The following is a 20,791-nucleotide window of genomic DNA, read 5'->3' as shown; positions in this document are numbered from 1 at the left end:
AGTATTAACATTATTAACAATTTACCCTTGACTTTCCAAGACCATTTAAAATAGAATTCGTTCAATTAGTTGCATAGTCAACTATTTAGGAGCTTTTATGAATCGATGTGAATGCCCGACACAAGAGTCGTTGGGGTGTCTTACCAATCTCTCCGCCATGGCGGCACGGAACTATCTCACGCGTCAACTCGCCCTAAACGGGATTGATATGACGATAGAGCAGTTTAAAGTGATGGTCGTATTATGGAAAGAGGGAAATTCTACCCAACAAAACATTGCCGATTTCGTCGGTAAAGATAAAACCTCTGTTACCCGTCTAATCGCAGGGTTGGAAAAACGTTCCCTCATCCAACGTTCAACCGCGTGTGAAGATAAACGATGTAATCATGTCACCCTTACCCCTCAGGGAATCGCTCTTGAAAAACCGACAATGGACGTTTTAGAAAAAGCGACCCGCTGTCTTCATGAGGGCATTGACCCGGATGAACTTGCCATCACGCTACGCGTTTTAAAACAAATGTGCCTTACTCTAAACTATACTGCAAAGGATTCCGAATGAATCGCCTCACTACTATTGCCTTATCAAGTGCCCTAATCATTGCCCTCAGCGGATGCGAACGTCCCAAAGCCGCAGGGATGGAAAAACCGCCTGAAGGGCCCGTTCCCATTACGACAACCCAAGTAAAACTCGGTAATTTTCCTGCCGTGTTAGAAGCAACAGGACAAACACAAGCCTATAACACGGTACAAATCTACGCACGTGTCAGCGGCTATTTGCAAAAGCGCGCCTATACGGAGGGAAGCCGTGTAGAGAAAGGTTCTACCCTCTTTAGCATTGACCCGAGTGATCTTAAAAACTCTCTCTTAAACGCCCAAGCGGCATATGATTTGGCAATAGCAAATCACACCAATGCCAAAGCAGCCCTCAACCGAATCAAACCGCTCGCAAGCGCTAACGCCGCAAGTGCGCAAGATCTCGACACTGCAACGGCCAATGAACGTAACACCGCTGCAGCGGTAGCCGGAGCTAAAGCTTCTTTGGAACAAGCCAAACTTAACCTTAGTTATACAACGATCAAAGCACCGATCAGCGGGTTTGTCGACCGTTCAAAAGTAGATGTGGGTACGTATGTTGTAGCAGGAGCTTCCGGATTACTCACGACCATGTATCAAAGCGATCCGATTTATGTCAACTTCACTTTTAGCGAAAATCAAAAACTTGCCCGCCAAAATGCCATTGCTTCAGGAAAACTCATCGCACCGAAAGACGGTAAATATACGATTGAACTGATCTTGAGTGATAATTCAACCCTCTTACGCAAAGGTTCAATCGATTTCATCGCACCTTTTATCGATTCAACCACGGGTAACATTACCTATCGTGCACTTGTCGATAACAGCGATCATAAACTCCTTCCGGGGCAGTTTGTACGGGTAAAAGTAAAAGGGATGGAGTGGAGTAACGCTCTGTATGTCCCTCAAAAAACAGTTATGACCGGAGACAAAGGGAAATTCGTTTACGTCGTTGAAGCCAACAACACCGTCTCTCCTCGCCCAGTCATTACCGGAGAATGGGTAGATGAAAATATCCTCATCGAAAGCGGTATCACCACAAATGATAAAATTGCTGCCGACTCTCTTCCGAAACTCAGACCCGGCTCTGAAGTAATTCCAAACGGTACAAAATAATGTTTAGCAAATTTTTTATCAACCGTCCGGTTCTCTCCGCCGTTATCGGTATTATTATCATGCTGTTGGGGTTTGCGGCGATTAAATCTCTCCCGATTTCACAGCTCCCTAACCTCACCCCTCCGACGGTTGTCGTTACCGCCAAATATCCGGGTGCCGATGCCGAAACAATTGCCAACAATATCCTTACCCCTCTCGAATCGCAGATTGCAGGGGCGGATGGATTGATGTATATGTCTTCTAAAGCTGCTGCCCTACCGGGAAGCGGTTCGATTACATGTACCTTTAATATCGGTGTCAATCAGGATATGGCGGCCGTCGAAGTACAAAATCGTATCAACTCCGTTTTGGCTCAGCTTCCTCAGACAACGCGCGATCTTGGGGTAACGGTCGAGAAAAAAACTTCCGATATCCTTCTCATCGTTGCGATCACCTCCCCCGATGGGAGCTATGATGCGACACAAATCAGCAACTACATCTCCTCAAACCTCCTCGATGAAGTGAAAAAAATTCCGGGTGCGGGACGAGCGCAGATTTTCGGTCAGCGTGATTATGCGATGCGTGTCTGGCTCAACCCTGATAAGATGGCTTCACTCGGGGTAAGTTCAACAGAAGTTGCTGCGGCTATCAAAGATCAAAATCTACAAGTCTCTCCGGGTCGTTTAGGACAAGCTCCTACCGACGATGCACAGATGTGGACTATGCAGCTCACCTCTAAAGGGCGTTTTTCAACCGCCGAAGAGTTCCAAAACATCATTGTTCGAGCTAAGCCTGATGGTTCCATGATCCGTTTAAAAGATGTTGCGCGTGTTGAACTCGGAAGCCAAAACTACGAATTTTTTGGACGGGTGAACGGTAAACCTGCGGCCATGATCGGTATTTTTGCCGATACCAACGCCAATGCTTTGGACACCTCTGTCGCCGTTGCTGAAAAAATGGAAAAGCTCTCGCATAAATTTCCGCAAGGACTTAAATACGATATCCCTTACGATACGACCGATTTCGTTAAAATCTCTATCGAAGAGGTTGTTTCAACCCTTATAGAGGCGATCATTCTCGTCAGTTTGGTTATCTATCTCTTTTTGCAAAGTACCCGTGCCGCGATGATTCCGATCCTCTCGATTCCGATCTCTTTGACAGGTGCTTTTATCGGGATGTATTTGCTCGGCTATTCGATCAATACCCTTACCCTCTTCGGTCTCGTCCTTGCCATCGGTATCGTCGTCGATGATGCGATTGTCGTCGTTGAAAATATGGAGAGGATACTTCAAAATGAAGATCTATCACCGCGTGAGGCGGCGATCAAAGCTATGACTCAAATCTCCGGTCCCGTTGTGGCCATCGTCCTTGTCATGTGTGCCGTTTTTATCCCCGCAACCTTTATGGGGGGGATGACGGGGCAGCTGTATAAACAGTTCGCCGCTACCATTGCTATTTCGGTTGTTTTTTCCGGTTTTATGGCTCTCACGTTTGCTCCGGCCATCGGTGCGTTGATCCTTAAAAAACATACCGAAGCGCCTGCCGCATTCTTCCGCTGGTTCAACCGTATGTTTGGAAAAATGACCGAGGGATACGTCCGTCGTTCAGCCTATATGATCCGCCGTTCGCTTATCTTCTTAATTATATATCTTACGACGTACGGATTTATCGCTTTTTTCCATAAAACACTCCCGAGTGCTTTCTTGCCGATGGAAGATCAGGGATATTTTATTACCAGTATTAACCTTCCCGAAGGCTCTACGGCCAACCGCACCCTCGAAGTGGTAAAAGAAGTTGAAAAAATATTAAGTACCCAAGAAGGGGTTGCAAAATATACGGCAATTACAGGGCTTAACGTCCTAACGTTTTCCCAAGAACCGAACTCTGCCGTCGTCTTTACCCGTCTCAAATCATGGGATGAGCGAACAACGAAAGAGCTTAAAGTATTCGGAATTCTCGAATCCTTAGGGCCAAAACTCGGCAGTATTAAAGAGGCAAAAGTATTTGCGATGCCTCCTCCTCCAATCCGGGGTATGGGCGCATCCGATATGTTCAGCCTTAAACTCTTACAGCCGGGAGATAATAACTATATACAGCACGCACAAACAACCAATGCGTTTATCGGCGAGTTAAAAAATGAACCGGGTATTAAAAATCCGTTCAGCACCATGAACATCAACAATCCAACCCTAACAGTCGAAGTGGATCGGGAAAAAGCTAAAATGATGGGGCTCGCCATCAGTGATGTGTATCAAACCCTTCAGGCAACCATCGGAACGATGTATGTCAACCAGTTTGACAAAAACGGTAAAACTTACTGGGTACAGATGCAATCGGATGCCCCGTTCCGCTCTACTCCCGAAGATATCGGACGCGCATGGGTTCGCTCATCTGCTGGTCAGCTCGTACCGCTCTCAAGCGTCGTCACGGTTAAAATGGGAAGCGCCCCTTCCTCTATCGAACACTTTAACGGTGTTTTGAGCACGACGATCATGGGTTCCCCTGCTCCGGGATACAGTTCGGGGGATATTATTAAAACTATTGAGAGAGTGGGAGACAATACTTTACCCGCTACGGCGAACTACGATTGGGACGGATTGTATCTCCAAGAAAAATTGGTCGGTTCCAAAGCTCTCTTTATTATTGCGTTTGCCCTTGTAATGGTATACCTCATTTTAGCGGCACTGTATGAGCGATGGACATTGCCGATATCGATTATGCTCGCCGTTCCGTATGGGATTATGGGAGCCTACGCCATTGTATGGGTCATTCCGTTTTTGAACAACAACGTCTTTTTCCAGATCGGATTGCTTACCCTTATCGCCCTCTCGGCAAAAAATGCGATCTTAGTCGTCGAATTCGCCGAAGAGCAACGTCAAATGGGGAAAAATATCTATGACGCTACCATGGAAGCGGCACGACTGCGTTACCGTCCGATGATGATGACCTCATTCGCATTCCTCGCCGGTATGCTCCCCCTTATCTTTAGTTCAGGAGCGGGGGCAATGGGACGCTTCTCGATTGGGGTAGCTATGTTCGGAGGGATGCTGGCGGCAACATTTATCGAACGTTACTTTATTCCGTTCCTCTACTACTGGGTCGCTACGGCTCAGGAAAAATACAGTTCGCGCAAAGGAGTCGATCATGCATAACACCACTCTAAGCCTCGCGCTTCTCTCTGCGCTCATTCTAAGCGGATGTGCCATCGGGCCAGATTACGTTCGGCCTGAGATGGCTTCACCGCAAAATTTTCTACATCAAGATGTTAATCAAACGGCAAAAGGGACTATCGATACGCAATGGTGGAAAAACTTCAATGATGAATCTCTTAATCGTGCGGTTGAAGAGGCTTTAGTATCTAATTATGATCTTTTGGCATCGCGTGCCTCCGTCGATGCTCTTTTGGGCAAATTTGATCAGGCAAAATCGTATCTCTACCCTCAAATCAATGCTAACGCTTCGTTAGATCGCAAAGGGGTTGACAATGCTTCAAGCGGAGGGAATCAATTACGCGAAGGGGTAACCTCTACCTATGCGGGATCACTCTCGTTAGCAAGTTATGAGATCGATTTATTCGGGAAGGTACGTCGTGCCAACGAATCTGCCCGCGCAGCCCTTTTATCAAGCGAATATGCTTCGCAAACCCTCAAAATTACTACGGCTTCAAGTGTTGCCGCATCGTACATTAAGCTCGCCTCTTTGCAGGGGCAAATCGATTTGGCAAAAGAGAACGTTGCACTCAACCATGAAATCGTACAATTGAATGAGATGAAGTACAAACACGGTGTTATCGCTGAGACGACTTTACTGCAATCGTTATCAGAAGTTGAGAGTGCTAAAGCAACCCTATCCCAGCTTGAAGCGACCAAGATTGCTGAAGAGGCAACGTTTAACCTTCTCCTAGGCCGTAACCCCTCACCGGTTAGTACCGCATCTTTAAATGCAATTACACTTCCCGAAGTACCTGCGGCACTCCCATCAAGCATCTTAAATAAACGCCCCGATATCGCATCGGCAGAGCAAAATCTCATAGCGGCGAATGCCATGATCGGTGTTGCACGTGCCGCATATTTCCCCAGTATAAAACTAACAGGGATGTTAGGGGTACAAAGTCTTGAACTCAATGACTTTGTCTCAAACCCGGCACGTATTTGGGAAATAGGCCCCTCAATCAGTGTACCGATCTTTTCAGCCGGACGAATAGCCGGTGAAATCAAAACAGCTGAGGCCGATCGGAACCAGAGCCTTGCTACTTATAAAAAAACCATTGTAAGTGCTTTTAACGACACGGATAACGCCATTGGACAAACAACTAAAGCGAAAGAGCAAATCACCTATCAGCGTGCCCGTACAGATGCTATTCACAAAGCATTATCACAAAGTAAACTACGCTATCAGGTAGGAACCATTACCTACAGCGATATGCTTTTAGTACAACAACAATGGTTGCAAGCATCTCAGCAATTCCTGATTGCCAAACAAAATGCTCTGATTGCTACCGTATCTCTTTATAAAGCATTAGGGGGCGGATGGTCAGATGAACAGACGCCGCCGCTTCCTGATCTTCTCCCCTCAGGACGATAATTTTTATCGGACTTTATTCCCATCTGCTATTTGTACGCTACAAATAGTAGATAAATTCTCCCCTCCTAAATGCCCCTAAAAAGACAATCATTAGTAAACAAAGAGTAAAAAAGGGGAAAAAACAAAAAAAATCTTTCCCTCATGTCACTGATTTACCCCAAAATAGAGCTAATTTGATAAAGTTGTGATCTTCTGCAAATCCCTATTTTGTGGGATTCTAAAAAATATTTGCAAAATTCATTAAAAAAGCTTGACAAGTATAGGGGGAGTAGTGGTATACTTCCGCCATATTTTTTTAAGGAGCCTTACCATGATGAAAATCATTTCTGCGTTGCTTTTGGCTGCAATGTTTATCGGATGCAGCGAGTCTGCAACAACTGAAGCACCTGCTGCTACTGAAGAAGTTGCACCTGTAGCTGAAGAAGCTGCTGCACCTGTTGCTGAAGAAGCTGCTGTTACTACTGAAGAAGCTGCACCTGCTGCTGACGCTGCTGCTGCTGAAGCTGCTCCTGCTGCTGAAGCTACTCCTGCTAAATAAGTTTTTACTTAGCTTGAGTGTTTCGCACTCCGGTGCGAAACTTTTTTCCTCTTTTTCTTCTTTTTTAAAACAAAAATCAAACTAACTTATCGTAAACTGTCCTAATCTAAATTAGGAGTATTCTTGATGAAAATCATTCTTTCTGTTATCTGTTCCCTTTTTTTAATCGGATGCAGTGAGTCAACCCCCCAATCTAATGAATCAAACACTGTAATCGCAAATGAAGTAGAGACGAAGAACGCCGTTTCAGAAGAAAATAAAACAGCTGCTTCACCTACAACCGTTGCAGCAGAAGCTACCGCTATGGTAACGGAAACAACCGTAGACGCAACAGCTCTATTCGCACAGAAGTGTGCTTCATGCCATGGCAGTAAAGCTGAAAAGTCTGCCCTTACTAAATCTCAAATAATCGCCGGATGGAAAGATACCCAAATTAAAGATGCCCTTAAAGGGTATCAAGCCGGCACATACGGCAAAGAGATGAAGGGGTTAATGCAAGGACAAGCGAAAGGGCTTAGCGACGCTCAAATCGATGCACTCGCCAAATATATCTCTACCCTTTAACCCTCACTCTTAGGTAGCGCGAATTTTTGCGTTACCAACTCTCCCTCTTCACTGAAAAACAGATAATAAAGATAATCTTTTTTGACACTCAGCCCCGCTAAATAGCGAAGAGCAAGATTCGCCTGCAACGATGCTATGTGCATTACGATCGGTGCGGCAATACCGGCGGGCGTTTTTTGGGTGATTTTAAAAAGCTCGTTAAAAGAGGCTTCTTCAAAAAAGCAGACTTGTCCGTTAAAAGCCTCTACCGATCCGTAAATCCATGGTAGATTTTTAGATTTTACATACGTATTGATCTCTCCCCGTGAAGGTAAATTATCGGTTGCATCAATAATCAAATCAACATCAATATTTTTTTCAGTAAATTCTGAAAATCGACAGACATGCGGATATGCTTTTACATACGGACACCGCTCTTCGATTAACACGGCCGCGACTTCTGCTTTAAACTTCCCCTCGTCTCCCATTTTAAAAGCAATTTGACGATGTATATTATGTAAGCTGACCGTATCGAAATCAATCATATGAATCTCACCGATACCTGATGCGCCCAGAGCGAACGCTAATGAGCTTCCAAGCCCTCCACTTCCGATAATAGCGATCTTCTTTGATTGCAGGGCTTGTTGCGTCTCTTCCCCCCATAACTGTACTTGACGATGGAAATAATGCATCATCTTCTCTTTCTCCTATGGAAATTTGTTTTAGCTTATCATCGTTTGGATAAAAATTACCCTTATTCCGACTCAGACACTAGGGTTTTTCTTTTATCATAGGGTAGTTCAATTATAAAACGGGCACCTCCGTTCACATTCTCTACCCAAATTTTCCCTCCAAAACTCTCTTCAATAATGTATTTTGACATATGCAGCCCTAATCCGCTTCCATGCTCAGGATCTTTGGTCGTAAAGTAAATATCAAATACTTTCCCTAAGATATTCGGGTCTATACCTCCGGCATTATCTTCAACACTAATTCGAATGCTTTCCTCATAATCTTCAATACGGATAGAAATTTCCCCTTCACTCATTCTCTTTTCGAGAATTGCATCATGCGCATTTTTGATTAAATTCATCAGTACTTGAATCATCTCATTTTTAGCAATATTGACTTTTTTCGTGGTTGCGACATTGAGGTGTGTTTTTATTTTTGCATACTTTAGAAATACATCGCTAAGCTTAAGTGCTTCTACCGCTAAATCCCCTACATCTTCCGGTGCTTTAGATTTATCACTTTTGTAAAAATTTCGAAAATCATCAATCGTTTTGGAAAGATATTGGAGATGTTCATCGATACTCTCATGCCCCTTATCAAAACAGGCTTCATCGCATTTTCCAAGTTTATGCTTTACGTACATATCTTGATTAATGAGTGCAAGGGTATTGAGCGGCTGTCGCCATTGATGGGCAATTTGCTCAATCATCTCTCCCATTGCCGCAAGTCTGGATTGTTGAACAAAAAGGCGATCCTTCATCCGTGCTTCATTAAGCGCCCCTTTGACTTTATCTCTCAGGGTATCATTGAGGTGATTGAGTTTCTCAATGTATTCACGCTGTAAAAGATAAACTCTGTCGGCCAATGCAAGTGAGAGAAAAATCATCTCAATCGCCGATCCGATCTGCTGTACATTATTAATTCCGTAAAAACTTGGAATCAGATCAAATTTATTAAAAGCAAACACAATCGTAGCAATTAAAAAAGAACTCCATCCCGCCACATAAAAACGGGCGGCTCTGTATTCATGGCGCATTACCGACAAACCTGCTATCAAGAGAACAACAGGCATGATAGATGCCAAAGAGGCGTTAATCGGGATCACTTCACCATAAGGAAGGATCGAAGAGACCCCCGTCATCACAAGAGTAATAAACATCATGACAACAATAATATTATCTACTTTTGGGGTATATAAAGGGGTATTTAAAAAGTGGCGACTAAAATAGAGGGCACTAAATGCGGTAAAGGCTATAAAGGTACACGATCCGTGTTCAATCAACCACGGTATATCACCCCAAAAATATTTAATACCCAACCCGTCAAAGGAGAGTTGCCATAAAATAAAAGAGACAAGAAAAAGAATGTATCGAAGATAATTGAGATCTCGTGTATAAATAAATAATACTGCGTTATAAAGAAAAACGATAAAGAAAATTCCGTAATATATCCCGACTAAAAAGTTGTTTTGTTCCAAATCTTCCAGTAATGTTTCCGAAGAGAAAATGGAGATAGGAAGTTGCATCGAACTTTGTGTTTTTACCCGCAGTAACAACGTTGAGTCGACAACCCCCTTAAGAGGAAGCTCTGAGATAAAATAGTGTGAACCGATATCCCGATCTCTAAACGGCTGAGACGTCCCTAGACGCTGATATTTAATGAGCGTTCCATCTGGTTTAAGGAGATAAATATCGATCGATTCTAAAAGGGGATAATCAATTTTCATCCACCAATGAGTATCCTCTAAAAAAGAGAGATTGTGCAGATCGATTTTAAACCAGTAGACTGACTTTGTAAATCCAAAATTGACGCTGCGTTCTTGAGTATAAGGGGTAAATTTCTCAGATTCGAGTTGCTCGAAGTTAAGATCTCCGTTAACATCTTCACAATACGATATTGACCCCTCGACCGGGTTTACAACCTCATTTTGTATGGTTAAAAGAGAGGCTTGAAGCGTTAGTGAAAAAAGAATAAGGAAAAAAAATGAATTTTTCACCTTATCTACGCTTTCGCAATGCCTCTTTAAATCCCCACCCTTTTCGTGATTCCGTGAGACTTTTTCTATCTAAATCAACAATTAAGAGTTCTTCCGTATTTCCGAGATCCGCTTCAATCTCTCCATCGGGAGAGACAACCATCGAATCACCGTAAAATTTCCATGCATGTTTCTCATCAAAATACTCACCGACACGATTAGCACGAAGAATATAACAGTTATGGGTAAATGCTCTTGTTTTAATAAGCTCACGCCAACGGTTATGTGACTCAAATGTTGAAGCACTCGGAACCAAAACGACATCAACCGCTTTAGTGCTCACCGATTCCCAAAGAGGATCAAAATGGGTCTCAAAACCACCCATAACGGCAAATTTAAACCCATCAAGGGCAAAAATCATCGGAGGTTTTACCGCTTCAACAGGATTGTTAAAAAACTTCTCTTCATTCCAATGGGGATAATTGATCAGAAACTGCTGCGGATAATAAGTGACGCTACGGGCATTGATTTTTGCAATCATCTTCGTACACTCTTTTTTCTTTACGGTAACAATCGAAGCAACAAAAGTAAGATCGTATTTGAGAGCCAATCCCTTAAGCGTTTCAATCTGATGAGCACTTTGTTCAGCTATCATACTTACAGGAGTTTGGACCAACTCTTTAAAAAAAGGGTTGAGGAGATACTCTCCCATTAAAACAAGTTTTACCCCTTTTTGGCTTGCTACACGGGCATAATTTTCTAGGATTTTACTCCCCATACCGATTGAGGGGAGTTGAAGTATGGCAATACGCATTACTGCTCCTGATTTTTGATAATTTGAATCTGTAGTTGAGCATTTTGGAGCATGGTTTCGGCAACTTTAAGCTCTTTCATCCCCTCTTCATATGCTTTGACACTCTCATTCATCGGCAATGCGGGATCCATTAATTTCTCTAAAATTGCTTTGGCATTAGTAATCTTTGTCTCAAAACTCTCATCGCTCTTCATAGTGCCTCCCGAACATAATTCTCTATTTTATCTATTTCTACTAAAAAAGCATCATGACCATAATCACTCTTAACTTCGAGATAATCACTATTCGTTTTTCCAATGGCTTTCATCGCGGTATGGATAGCCTCCATCTCTGAAGGGAGAAAAAGAATGTCTTTTTCAAATCCAACCAGATAAAGTTCCGCATTGATTTTAGCTAAAGCCTCTTCTATCGAATCAAATCCACGTGAAAGATCATAAATATTGATCGCTTTTGTGATATACAAATAAGAGAGCGGATCAAACCATTTTGTAAAATTATAACCGTTATACTCCAGATACGATTCAACCTGAAATTTACCGAACAGTTCGTATAAACCGTCCGTTCGTTTATATTCTCGACCGAATTTTCGCTCCATCGATTGATGTGATAAGAAACTAATATGCCCTGCCATGCGTCCGATTGCCATCCCGCTAAGGCCGTTTTGGGCAATCACTTCGGGATCATAATAGCCGTTTTTGAACTCAGGGTCTTTGAGTATCGCTTCTTGGGCTACTTTGTTAAACGCGATCGCCCACGGCTGTGTCGCCGCCGTTGTTGCCATAGCGATGATCTTTTTGGCAAAATTAGGGAAAAAGACTCCAAATGCAAGCGCCTGCATCCCCCCCATCGATCCGCCGATTACAGCATGAACTTGATGTATCCCCAAACGGTCAAATAAAATTCGCTGTGCTTTCACCATATCTAAAATCGTGATAACGGGAAACTTATAACGATAGGGTTCATTGTAAGGATAGCGTAGAGACATCGGTCCGGAAGAGCCGAAACAACTCCCCAAAACATTGGTACAGATCACGAAAAATTTGTCGGTATCGACCGCTTTTCCCTGACCTATCAATCCGTCCCACCATCCGCTCTTATTATCACCCTCATAGGTTCCAGCCGCATGATGAGAACCCGTAAGAGCATGACAAATGACGATTACATTATCCCGCGCTTCATTGAGTTCACCGTACGTCTCATAAATGATATCATAAGGCTCCAAGATACGCCCGCTCTCCAAATAGAGCGGATTCGTAAAATGTTCACTGTGAATTTTCAGATTTAACATGGAACCCTTTACGCGCCAAATGCCTGTTTTAAGTCGTTTATCAAATCTTCTACAGCTTCAAGACCGATACTTAGACGAATAAGTCCTGACGGTACTCCGCACGCAACCAGTTCTTCTTGTGATAACTGTTGATGAGTCGTCGACGCCGGATGGGTAATAATCGACTTAGAGTCCCCGATATTGACAACAAGAGAAAAAAGTTTTGTCGCATCCACAATCTGCTTCGCTTTCTCGAAACTTTCTACTTCAAAACTAAGGAGTCCGCTCGACATACCGTTTTGGAAGTACGCTTGCGCATTCGCATAGTTACTATTGCTTTTTAGTCCCGGATAGTTCACTTTTTTAACCATCGGATGAGACTCTAAAAACTCCGCAACCGCTTGAGCGTTACGAGAGTGTTCTCTCATACGGAGTGAGAGAGTTTCGATCCCCTGAATAAAGAGCCACGAGTTAAACGGTGATACGACCGCACCCAAATCACGTAAAAGCGATAAGCGAGCACGAAGACAAAAAAGCGGTAACGGAACATCAACATAGACCAAACCGTGATAACTCTCATCCGCTTCGTTAAACTGAGGATAACGAGCATTTCCTTTGATAAAATCAACCAAACCATTACGTTCTACCATAATCCCGCCGATAGCAAGACCTTGCCCCGTCGTATACTTACTTGCACTGTGAACAACCACATCAACACCGTACTCTAGCGGACGGCACAACACCGGAGTGGCAACCGTATTATCAACTATCGTGAGAATACCGTATTTTTTTGCAATAGCCGTAATGGCACTAATATCGGCCACATCGATACTCGGATTGGTCAACGTCTCAAAAAAGATCGCTTTGGTTTTATCATCGATCAATGCTTCAATTTCGCTCGGATTTTGAACATCAAAATAGCGAGCACTAATACCGAAACGTTTTAACGTATACGACGCTTGAGTCAAGGTTCCGCCGTAGAGTTGACGAGCGCAAATGATATTATCTCCCGCTTCGGCTGCATTGGCAATGGCGTAGAAAATTGCCGCCATTCCGCTCGAAGTCGCTAGACCTGCTGCGCCCCCTTCGAGTGTTGCAAAACGTTTTTCAAATACATCCGTTGTCGGATTATTCAAACGTGTATAGATATTTCCCAATTCCTTGAGAGCAAACAAATTTGCCGCATGTTCAACATCACGAAATTCGTATGCCGTCGTTTGATAAATAGGAACTGCCATCGTACTTTGGGAGTCTTTATCGTATCCCGCGTGTAACGCTTCGGTTTGAAGTTGCATTTTCATCCTTTGTAATTGTTTGATGCAATTGTATCGCCATCCCACAATATTTCCCATGTTTCCCTAACGGCTTAATGGCCATTAGTTTGATAAGGATTATTTATACGTGGTAATTCGGTGCTTCTTGAGTAATGATAACATCATGGACATGAGACTCTTTAAGCCCTGCACTGGTGATCTCAACAAACTCTGCCTTATCCCAGAACGCTTCGATGCTCTCAGAACCGCAATATCCCATAGAAGAGCGTAGTCCCCCCATCATTTGATGGACGACCGCAGCGATACTTCCACGAAACGGAACGCGTCCCTCGATCCCCTCAGGGACAAGTTTATCCGCCGCTGTCCCCTCTTGGAAATAACGATCGGTTGAGCCTTTGGTCATAGCACCGATGGAGCCCATACCGCGGTATGATTTGTATTGACGCCCTTGATACATAATGGTGTCACCCGGTGATTCTTCGGTTCCTGCGAGGAGTGATCCCGCCATAATAACGCTTGCACCTACGGCAAGAGCTTTCGCGATGTCACCTGAATAACGGATACCACCATCGGCGATGATCGGTACTCCGTGTTTACGTCCCACTGCCGCACACTCATCGATCGCTGAGATTTGAGGAACACCCACACCTGCTACGATACGAGTTGTACAGATCGATCCCGGTCCGATGCCCACTTTGACACCGTCAGCTCCCGCTTCGATGAGTGCCAATGTCGCTTCACCCGTCGCAACGTTTCCGGCAATAATATCGACCACCATCTCTTTTTTGATCGCTTTTACGGTGTCCAAAATCCCTTTGGAGTGGCCGTGAGCCGAATCGAGTACCAATACATCTACACCCGCATCCACAAGTGCGCGTGCGCGATCCAATTGTCCGACACCGATTGCCGCACCGACGCGAAGACGACCGAAATCATCTTTATTCGCGTGAGGGTATTCGATCCGTTTTTTGATATCTTTGATCGTCACAAGACCTTTAAGACACCCGTCATCATCGATAATCGGGAGTTTTTCGATTTTATTGACATGCATCATTTGTTCAGCGTCTGCCAATGTAATCCCTGCTTTAGCCGTAATAAGCGGCATAGGAGTCATCGCATCAATAGCTAATTTAGACAAATCTTTTTCAAAGCGCATATCGCGGTTGGTCAAAATCCCTAGTAATTTATTATGAGTATCTACGACGGGAACACCGGAAATTTTAAACTCGTTCATCAATGCTTCTGCATCTTCAAGCGTAGCATCGGGATGGACAAAAATCGGATCGATAATGATACCGCTTTCTGATTTTTTTACTTTTTTAATCTGTTTGACTTGGGTTTCAATATCCATATTTTTATGGATAATCCCGATACCGCCCAAATGTGCCATGGCAATCGCCGCACGGTATTCGGTAACCGTGTCCATCGCCGCAGAGACCATCGGGATATTGAGGGGGATATTACGAGTCAACATCGTTTTCAAACTCACCTCTTTCGGGAGAACTTCAGAGTATTTCGGGATGAGTAATACATCTTCAAAAGTGAGGGCGCGTTTACGAATATTCATGAGGTTATCCTTGTAGTTGAGTTTCGAGGCTAAGAGCCCCGTTGAAAAGGGTTTGTTCCGCGTACGGAGCAGCTATGAGTTGGAGACCTACCGGCATACCGCTATCGCTCGTATCCACCGGAATCGATATCGCCGGAAGACCTGCGAGATTAACCGAAATAGTATAAATATCACTCAAATACATTTCGAGCGGATCACTTAAACTACCGAATTCATACGCAGTACGAGGCGCCACAGGGGTTAATATAAGATCAACCTCTTCGAAAATCTTATTATACTCCTCTTGAATCAACGAGCGCACTTTTTGGGCTTTGACATAATAGGCATCATAATAGCCTGAGGAGAGGACAAAGTTTCCGAGCATAATGCGGCGTTGTACTTCGGCTCCGAAGCCTTGCGAACGGGTTTGAAGAAAAGTGTCTTTAAGATTCTCACCCTCAACACGATTTCCATAGCGGATACCGTCATAACGGGCGAGATTAGTCGTCGCTTCAGCCGTTGCCGTGATGTAGTAGGCTGAAATATCGTATTTCGGATCCATCAGACTTTTCTCGACGATGGTGTGTCCTCCGTTTTTAAGCGCTTCGACCGCTTTTGCATACGCTTTTCGGACATCTTCGGAAGCATCTTTGACATACTCAGGGACGATAGCAATTTTTAGTTTTACATTAGCATTCAATTTATCGCTAACCGTTCCGTCATTACGCTCTGCAGAGGTTGAATCTTTCGGATCATGACCTTGGATAATGTCGTACAAAATAGCCGCATCTTCAACATTTTGGGTCATCGGCCCGATCTGATCGAGTGAACTCGCATAGGCACCCAATCCGTAACGACTGACACGCCCATAGGTCGGTTTCATCCCGACGATACCGCAAAATGCTGCCGGTTGACGGATCGATCCGCCCGTATCGCTTCCCAAAGCCGCAACCGCTAAACCTGCCGCCACTGCCGCAGCCGAACCGCCTGAACTTCCTCCCGGAACACAATTATGATTGCGTGGGTTGAGGGTTTTACCGTAGCAGCTGCTCTCGGTCGTTGAACCCATCGCAAATTCATCCATGTTAGTACGTCCAAACGGTGACATATTGGCGGCCAACAATTTTTCAATAACGGTCGCATTGTAGGGAGCAATGTACCCTTTGAGGATATTTGACCCCGACGTCACCGACCATCCGGTTACTTGGATGTTGTCTTTAATAGCGATCGGAATCCCCTCACCGACGTTGAGAACATCGATATAGGCATTGAGTTCAGGATTGGCGGCAATCTTGGCTTTGAGTTCTTCTTTAAGTGAACTAAGTTCTTCTTTCGAGAGCTTTAACGCCTCTTTGAGTGTTATCATACTCTTTCCTTTCTACGTTTTGCTTGTCTTACCATCATAATGCCTACGGCGATTACGGTAAAAATAACCCCGATAGTTTCAATAATGAAACCCATAGGAACCGGTTGTGTGACATCGATCATTCTGCAACTACCTGTGCACAACGCGGACAGAGTGCCTCTTCGTCTTCACTATGATATTTCCAACAACGCGGGCATTTCGCTTTGGATGCGAGGGCAATATTGAATGTATCCCCCTCGATCTCAAATGTCCCTAAAATATCTTTGAGTTCACACGCACACCATTTAGAGATGACCAAATACTCTTCAATGTCCGCTTTTTTCATCGATTTTGCAACCGTTGATGTCGTAGAGATAACGAGTTCAAGGGTATTTTTGATCACTTTCTCTTTTTTCAATCCGTCCACGATCTCATTAAATTTCTCACGGATCACTTTCATCGTTGCGTCATCCCAACCACTCTCAACCGCTTCGATAGAGGCATAGGTCACATCGAAAATATCGTTAGCATCACCCTTTAAAATAGAGGGGGCATTTTCGAAAATCTCATCGGCGGTATAGGTCAAAATCGGAGCGATCAACCCAAGCATCGATTTAGCGATAATCGCCATCGCACTCTGCGTTGAACGACGCTCGGCCGAATTGGCACCGTCACAATACATACGGTCTTTCGTGATATCGATATAGACCCCGCTGAGTTCATTCACGATGAAATAGTTCAATCCGCTCATCCCGTGAACGAAGTTGTACTCCCCGAAAAGACGATGGGTTTCATCAAACACCTCTTTGGCTTTAGCAACAATCCATTTATCGATCTCGCCCATTTCGCTATACGGGACGATTGTCTCGAGCCCATCAAGATTAGCGAGTATAATACGGAAGGTATTGCGCAGTTTACGGTATTGATCCGCTGTTTGTTTGAGGATATTGCCGGAGATTTTCAGATCTCCCTGATAATCGCTCATCGCTACCCACAGACGCAAAATCTCCGAGCCGTACTCTTTGAGCACCGATTCAGGGGCGACGACGTTCCCTTTGGATTTTGACATCTTCTCACCCTTCTCATCGACGGTGAAACCGTGGGTAAGAAGCGCTTTGTACGGAGCGATATGTTCCACTGCCGTACTCAAAAAGAGTGAACTTTGGAACCATCCGCGATGCTGATCAGATCCTTCGATGTACAAATCGGCAGGAAATTCCCCCGCATCGTAGTTACGCGATTTGAGTACCGCATTCCAGGTTGAGCCGCTATCGAACCAAACGTCGAGAATGTCGGAAACTTTTTCGAGTTCGTCCGCTTTGTACCCAGATCCCGGATAGAGGAGTTCTTGGATACTCATCGAGTACCATGCGTCGGTGCTGTGCATCTCAAAAATCATCGCAATAAAGTTGAGGACTTTCTCATCCAAAATCACTTCCCCCGTCGCTTTGACACGGAAAAATGCGATAGGGACTCCCCAGTCACGCTGACGAGAGATACACCAGTCGGGGCGGTTTTCAACCATCGAACCTAAACGGTTACGTCCCGATTCGGGGTAAAATGCCGTTTTAGCTACTTCGGACTGAGCGATTTCACGCAGTGTTTTTGTTTCACCTTCAGGGGTTCCGTCGACACTGATAAACCACTGCTTTGTCGCACGGTAGATCAACGGCGTATGGCTTCTCCAACAATGCGGATAAGAGTGGCGAAACTTAGAGACTTTAAGCGCTTTGTCACCCAAAAGGGCGATAATCGGCTCGTTCGCTTTGAAAATATGGGTTCCGACGAACTCTTCAGGGTTCGGAAGAAGTTTTTCACGGACGACGGTGTTATCATAACAACCCGTCTCATCGACCGGCATTACCACTTCGAGGTTGTAACGAAGACCGATACGGTAGTCATCTTCCCCATGACCCGGAGCAGTATGAACACATCCTGAACCGTTCTCCATCAAAACGTGCTCACCCAAAACCAAGTGTGAACCGCGGCCGTTAAGAGGATTGATCGCATAGAGGTTTTCGAACTTTTTCGCTTCGATTTTTTGAACGACCGTTCCGCTGAAAACACCCTCTTCGATCAATGCGTTGTACCGTTTTTCAGCCACGATATAACCGTCTGACGTACGAACATAGATCTCATCAGGGTTGAGAGAGATCCCCGTATTGGCAGGCAATGTCCACGGTGTCGTCGTCCAGATGACGATTGCGGCGTTCCCCTCGATCCCTGCGCGTACTTTTGCCTCATCGCTGAGTTCAAACGCAACATAAATGGAGTAATCCTCTTTGTCTTCATACTCCACTTCGGCTTCGGCAAGCGCGGTACGCTCCGCCCAGCTCCAGTAAACCGGTTTGGAACGCTCGATCAACAACCCTTTTTTCGCCACGGCGCAAAGGGTGCGATAAATATTCGCTTCAAACTTGGAATCCATCGTCAAATACGGATTATCCCAATCGGCGATAACACCCAATTTTTTGAACTCTTCGCGTTGAATATCGACAAATTCACTCGCGTGATCGCGGCACATTTGGCGCACTTCTGCGGTGCTTAAAGCCTCTTTTTTCTGTTTTCCGCCCAGTTTTTTCTCAACCTGTTGCTCAATCGGCAATCCGTGACAATCCCAGCCGGGGGTAAAACGTACCGATTTGCCGTTAAAATAATGGTATTTGACAATAATATCTTTAAGTATTTTATTAAGCGCATGACCGATATGGGTGTGTCCGTTGGCATACGGAGGTCCATCGTGCAGTGTAAAACTCTCTGAGCCTTTACGATTAGCTTTCATCTTGCCATAGACATCGTTAGCAATCCATGCGGCATAACGCATAGGCTCGTTTTGAACCAAATTTCCGCGCATCGGAAACTCGGTTTGAGGTAGAAGGAGGGTCTCTTTATAATCCATCTGTTACCTTATAGAAAAAGTGGTGCATTATATCTCTTAGGTGATTAAATTTTGCTGTCGCTGTGCTATACTATCCCAAATTTATACACGGGAAAACCATGAGACGTGATGTTATTTTCGTAGGCAATCGGCTAATTTTGAACGAAGCGTATGAGCGCTATATCCTCCGTAGTATCAAAAATCGCCTTGCTTTGATCGATTCGATCAGTTATTTTGAAGAATCCGACAAAGGACTTTTTCTCCATCTCGAAGGGCTTCTAAAAAATGAATCCAAGCTCATCATTATTACTACAAAAAATACATTCACAATTGTCGGAAAACTCCTCAGTACCGTTACGGCCGATAATCAAATTTTAAAAGAACAGATGCTTATCCCCTCCCGTGCCAGTGTCCTAGAAAACGGCAGTTATTTGCTTACCCATAACAGTTCTGAAATCAATGTTATTCTTGCAACAGAGGGTAAACTACTTCCCCCTATTCTTATCGATGATGAGTCACGGTTTGCCACCATCCATCTTTTTAACGAGGAACTTTTAAGTGCCCAAACCCTCCTCGAACCGTTAGCTCAAAATTTTGATGTCAAACTTGAATTCAGTGAATTGGTAGAGGGATGGCTTAAAATCCGAATTCATACCCGTCGACACGGAAATCTCTCGCAATTTATAGCTTCAGCACGCGGTTTAATGCACCATAAAGTGATTGCAGCTACCAATATAGCAGCATTTATCATTGAGAAACTATCTCACCACCATAAAAAACTCTCTTTTGCCGAAAGTTGCAGCGGTGGTTCACTGGCCCATTTTTTTACCTCTCAAAGCGGTGCTTCAAACATTTTTGAAGGCTCCTTAATCACTTATTCCAATACCCTAAAAGCCAATTGGCTTGCAGTCGATGATGAAGCGCTGGAACACTATGGTGCCGTAAGCGCCGAAGTTGTATTAGAGATGTCTGATGGGGCTATGAATGTCAGTTTTGCGGATTATGCATTGGCGATTAGCGGCGTTGCGGGACCCACAGGAGGGAGCGATGCAAAACCGGTCGGAACCGTTTATATCAGCGCACGTTCCAAAACCTCCGTCCATACCGAGCGTTTTCATTTTGAGGGAGATCGTAACTATATCCAAGAGCAAAGCGTCCTTATGGCGGTGAAAATGCTCCTCAACATCGATCGAGATCTATTTTTTGCCGCGTAAGTAAAATTAGCTTGACAAAACGACATCTTTCCCCTATAATTTCGCCCTCACAATCGTCCTTATTTGGAAGATTGCAGAGGTCTCGTTAGCTCAGCCGGTAGAGCATCTCACTTTTAATGAGGGGGCCGATGGTTCGAATCCATCACGAGACACCATGTACGGTTCAGTGACCCTTTCGTCTAGTGGCCAAGGACACTATCACTTCATGGTAGGAACAGAGGTTCAAATCCTTTAGGGGTCGCCACTTGTTCAAATTATTTTTTAAACTCTTGGGAGTTTAGCTCAGTTGGTAGAGCGCTACCCTTACAAGGTAGATGTCACAGGTTCGAGTCCTGTAATTCCCACCATAATTTTTGGCTGCAGCGGTAGTTCAGTTGGTTAGAATGCCTGCCTGTCACGCAGGAGGTCGCGGG

16 protein-coding genes and 3 tRNA genes are annotated in these 20,791 nt (G+C 44.5%); 10 read left to right on the top strand and 9 right to left on the bottom strand.

The window, feature by feature from the left end; genetic code table 11:
• The first annotated feature begins 97 nt into the window (after positions 1-97).
• The 6 genes from RMO68_RS08615 to RMO68_RS08590 all read left to right on the top strand — a co-directional run bounded on the left by RMO68_RS08615 (position 98) and on the right by RMO68_RS08590 (position 7,354).
• Positions 98-559, top strand: a complete 462-nt coding sequence (locus tag RMO68_RS08615; RefSeq protein ID WP_310440334.1) for a MarR family winged helix-turn-helix transcriptional regulator — start codon at positions 98-100, stop codon at positions 557-559.
• Positions 556-1,689 carry an efflux RND transporter periplasmic adaptor subunit gene (locus RMO68_RS08610; protein ID WP_310440333.1) on the top strand — a complete coding sequence of 378 codons (1,134 nt, stop codon included), beginning with the start codon at positions 556-558 and terminating at the stop codon, positions 1,687-1,689. Before RMO68_RS08615 ends, RMO68_RS08610 begins: the two co-directional genes overlap by 4 nt.
• The gene (locus RMO68_RS08605; protein ID WP_310440332.1) at positions 1,689-4,820 is read left to right on the top strand and encodes a multidrug efflux RND transporter permease subunit; all 3,132 of its coding nucleotides are present in this window, start codon (positions 1,689-1,691) and stop codon (positions 4,818-4,820) included. Before RMO68_RS08610 ends, RMO68_RS08605 begins: the two co-directional genes overlap by 1 nt.
• Complete coding sequence (locus RMO68_RS08600) at positions 4,813-6,252, top strand: efflux transporter outer membrane subunit (protein WP_310440330.1); 1,440 nt, start codon at positions 4,813-4,815, stop codon at positions 6,250-6,252. The genes RMO68_RS08605 and RMO68_RS08600 overlap by 8 nt, the downstream gene beginning before the upstream one ends.
• Positions 6,253-6,562: 310 nt before the next feature.
• A complete protein-coding gene (locus RMO68_RS08595; protein WP_310440329.1) occupies positions 6,563-6,790 on the top strand; it encodes a hypothetical protein in 228 nt (75 codons plus the stop codon).
• A 126-nt stretch (positions 6,791-6,916) separates the two neighbouring features.
• Positions 6,917-7,354 carry a c-type cytochrome gene (locus tag RMO68_RS08590; protein ID WP_310440327.1) on the top strand — a complete coding sequence of 146 codons (438 nt, stop codon included), beginning with the start codon at positions 6,917-6,919 and terminating at the stop codon, positions 7,352-7,354.
• On the opposite strand, the gene RMO68_RS08585 is transcribed toward RMO68_RS08590, so the two are convergent.
• The 9 genes from RMO68_RS08585 to ileS all read right to left on the bottom strand — a co-directional run bounded on the left by RMO68_RS08585 (position 7,351) and on the right by ileS (position 19,185).
• A complete protein-coding gene (locus RMO68_RS08585; protein ID WP_310440326.1) occupies positions 7,351-8,028 on the bottom strand; it encodes a HesA/MoeB/ThiF family protein in 678 nt (225 codons plus the stop codon). The genes RMO68_RS08590 and RMO68_RS08585 overlap by 4 nt on opposite strands.
• A gap of 59 nt (positions 8,029-8,087) precedes the next feature.
• On the bottom strand, positions 8,088-10,061 hold the full coding sequence (locus RMO68_RS08580) for a sensor histidine kinase (RefSeq protein ID WP_310440325.1): 1,974 nt from the start codon (positions 10,059-10,061) through the stop codon (positions 8,088-8,090).
• A 1-nt stretch (position 10,062) separates the two neighbouring features.
• Positions 10,063-10,854 (bottom strand): carbon-nitrogen hydrolase family protein, encoded by a 792-nt coding sequence (locus RMO68_RS08575; protein ID WP_310440324.1) that lies wholly within the window; start codon positions 10,852-10,854, stop codon positions 10,063-10,065.
• On the bottom strand, positions 10,854-11,048 hold the full coding sequence (gene xseB / locus RMO68_RS08570) for an exodeoxyribonuclease VII small subunit (RefSeq protein ID WP_310440323.1): 195 nt from the start codon (positions 11,046-11,048) through the stop codon (positions 10,854-10,856). Before xseB ends, RMO68_RS08575 begins: the two co-directional genes overlap by 1 nt.
• Complete coding sequence (locus RMO68_RS08565) at positions 11,045-12,142, bottom strand: homoserine O-acetyltransferase (RefSeq protein WP_310440322.1); 1,098 nt, start codon at positions 12,140-12,142, stop codon at positions 11,045-11,047. The genes xseB and RMO68_RS08565 overlap by 4 nt, the downstream gene beginning before the upstream one ends.
• Before the next feature lie 8 nt (positions 12,143-12,150).
• Positions 12,151-13,416 carry an O-acetylhomoserine aminocarboxypropyltransferase/cysteine synthase family protein gene (locus tag RMO68_RS08560; RefSeq protein ID WP_310440321.1) on the bottom strand — a complete coding sequence of 422 codons (1,266 nt, stop codon included), beginning with the start codon at positions 13,414-13,416 and terminating at the stop codon, positions 12,151-12,153.
• Between the two features lie 100 nt (positions 13,417-13,516).
• A complete protein-coding gene (gene guaB / locus RMO68_RS08555; protein ID WP_310440320.1) occupies positions 13,517-14,962 on the bottom strand; it encodes an IMP dehydrogenase in 1,446 nt (481 codons plus the stop codon).
• A gap of 4 nt (positions 14,963-14,966) precedes the next feature.
• A complete protein-coding gene (gene gatA / locus RMO68_RS08550; protein WP_310440319.1) occupies positions 14,967-16,307 on the bottom strand; it encodes an Asp-tRNA(Asn)/Glu-tRNA(Gln) amidotransferase subunit GatA in 1,341 nt (446 codons plus the stop codon).
• 118 nt (positions 16,308-16,425) lie between these two features.
• A complete protein-coding gene (gene ileS, locus RMO68_RS08545) occupies positions 16,426-19,185 on the bottom strand; it encodes an isoleucine--tRNA ligase (protein WP_310440318.1) in 2,760 nt (919 codons plus the stop codon).
• Positions 19,186-19,283: 98 nt separating this feature from the next.
• Here ileS and RMO68_RS08540 point away from each other — a divergent pair, with 98 nt between their 5' ends.
• The 4 genes from RMO68_RS08540 to RMO68_RS08525 all read left to right on the top strand — a co-directional run bounded on the left by RMO68_RS08540 (position 19,284) and on the right by RMO68_RS08525 (position 20,725).
• Positions 19,284-20,378 carry a CinA family protein gene (locus RMO68_RS08540; RefSeq protein WP_310440317.1) on the top strand — a complete coding sequence of 365 codons (1,095 nt, stop codon included), beginning with the start codon at positions 19,284-19,286 and terminating at the stop codon, positions 20,376-20,378.
• A 79-nt stretch (positions 20,379-20,457) separates the two neighbouring features.
• A tRNA-Lys gene (locus RMO68_RS08535) sits at positions 20,458-20,533 on the top strand.
• A 13-nt stretch (positions 20,534-20,546) separates the two neighbouring features.
• Positions 20,547-20,622, top strand: a tRNA-Glu gene (locus tag RMO68_RS08530).
• A 27-nt stretch (positions 20,623-20,649) separates the two neighbouring features.
• Positions 20,650-20,725 (top strand) — tRNA-Val (locus RMO68_RS08525).
• Positions 20,726-20,791 lie beyond the last annotated feature (66 nt).

This window comes from Sulfuricurvum sp. (genome assembly GCF_031427015.1).
Classification (GTDB): domain Bacteria; phylum Campylobacterota; class Campylobacteria; order Campylobacterales; family Sulfurimonadaceae; genus Sulfuricurvum.
This window is presented reverse-complemented; position numbering and strand designations above follow the sequence as displayed.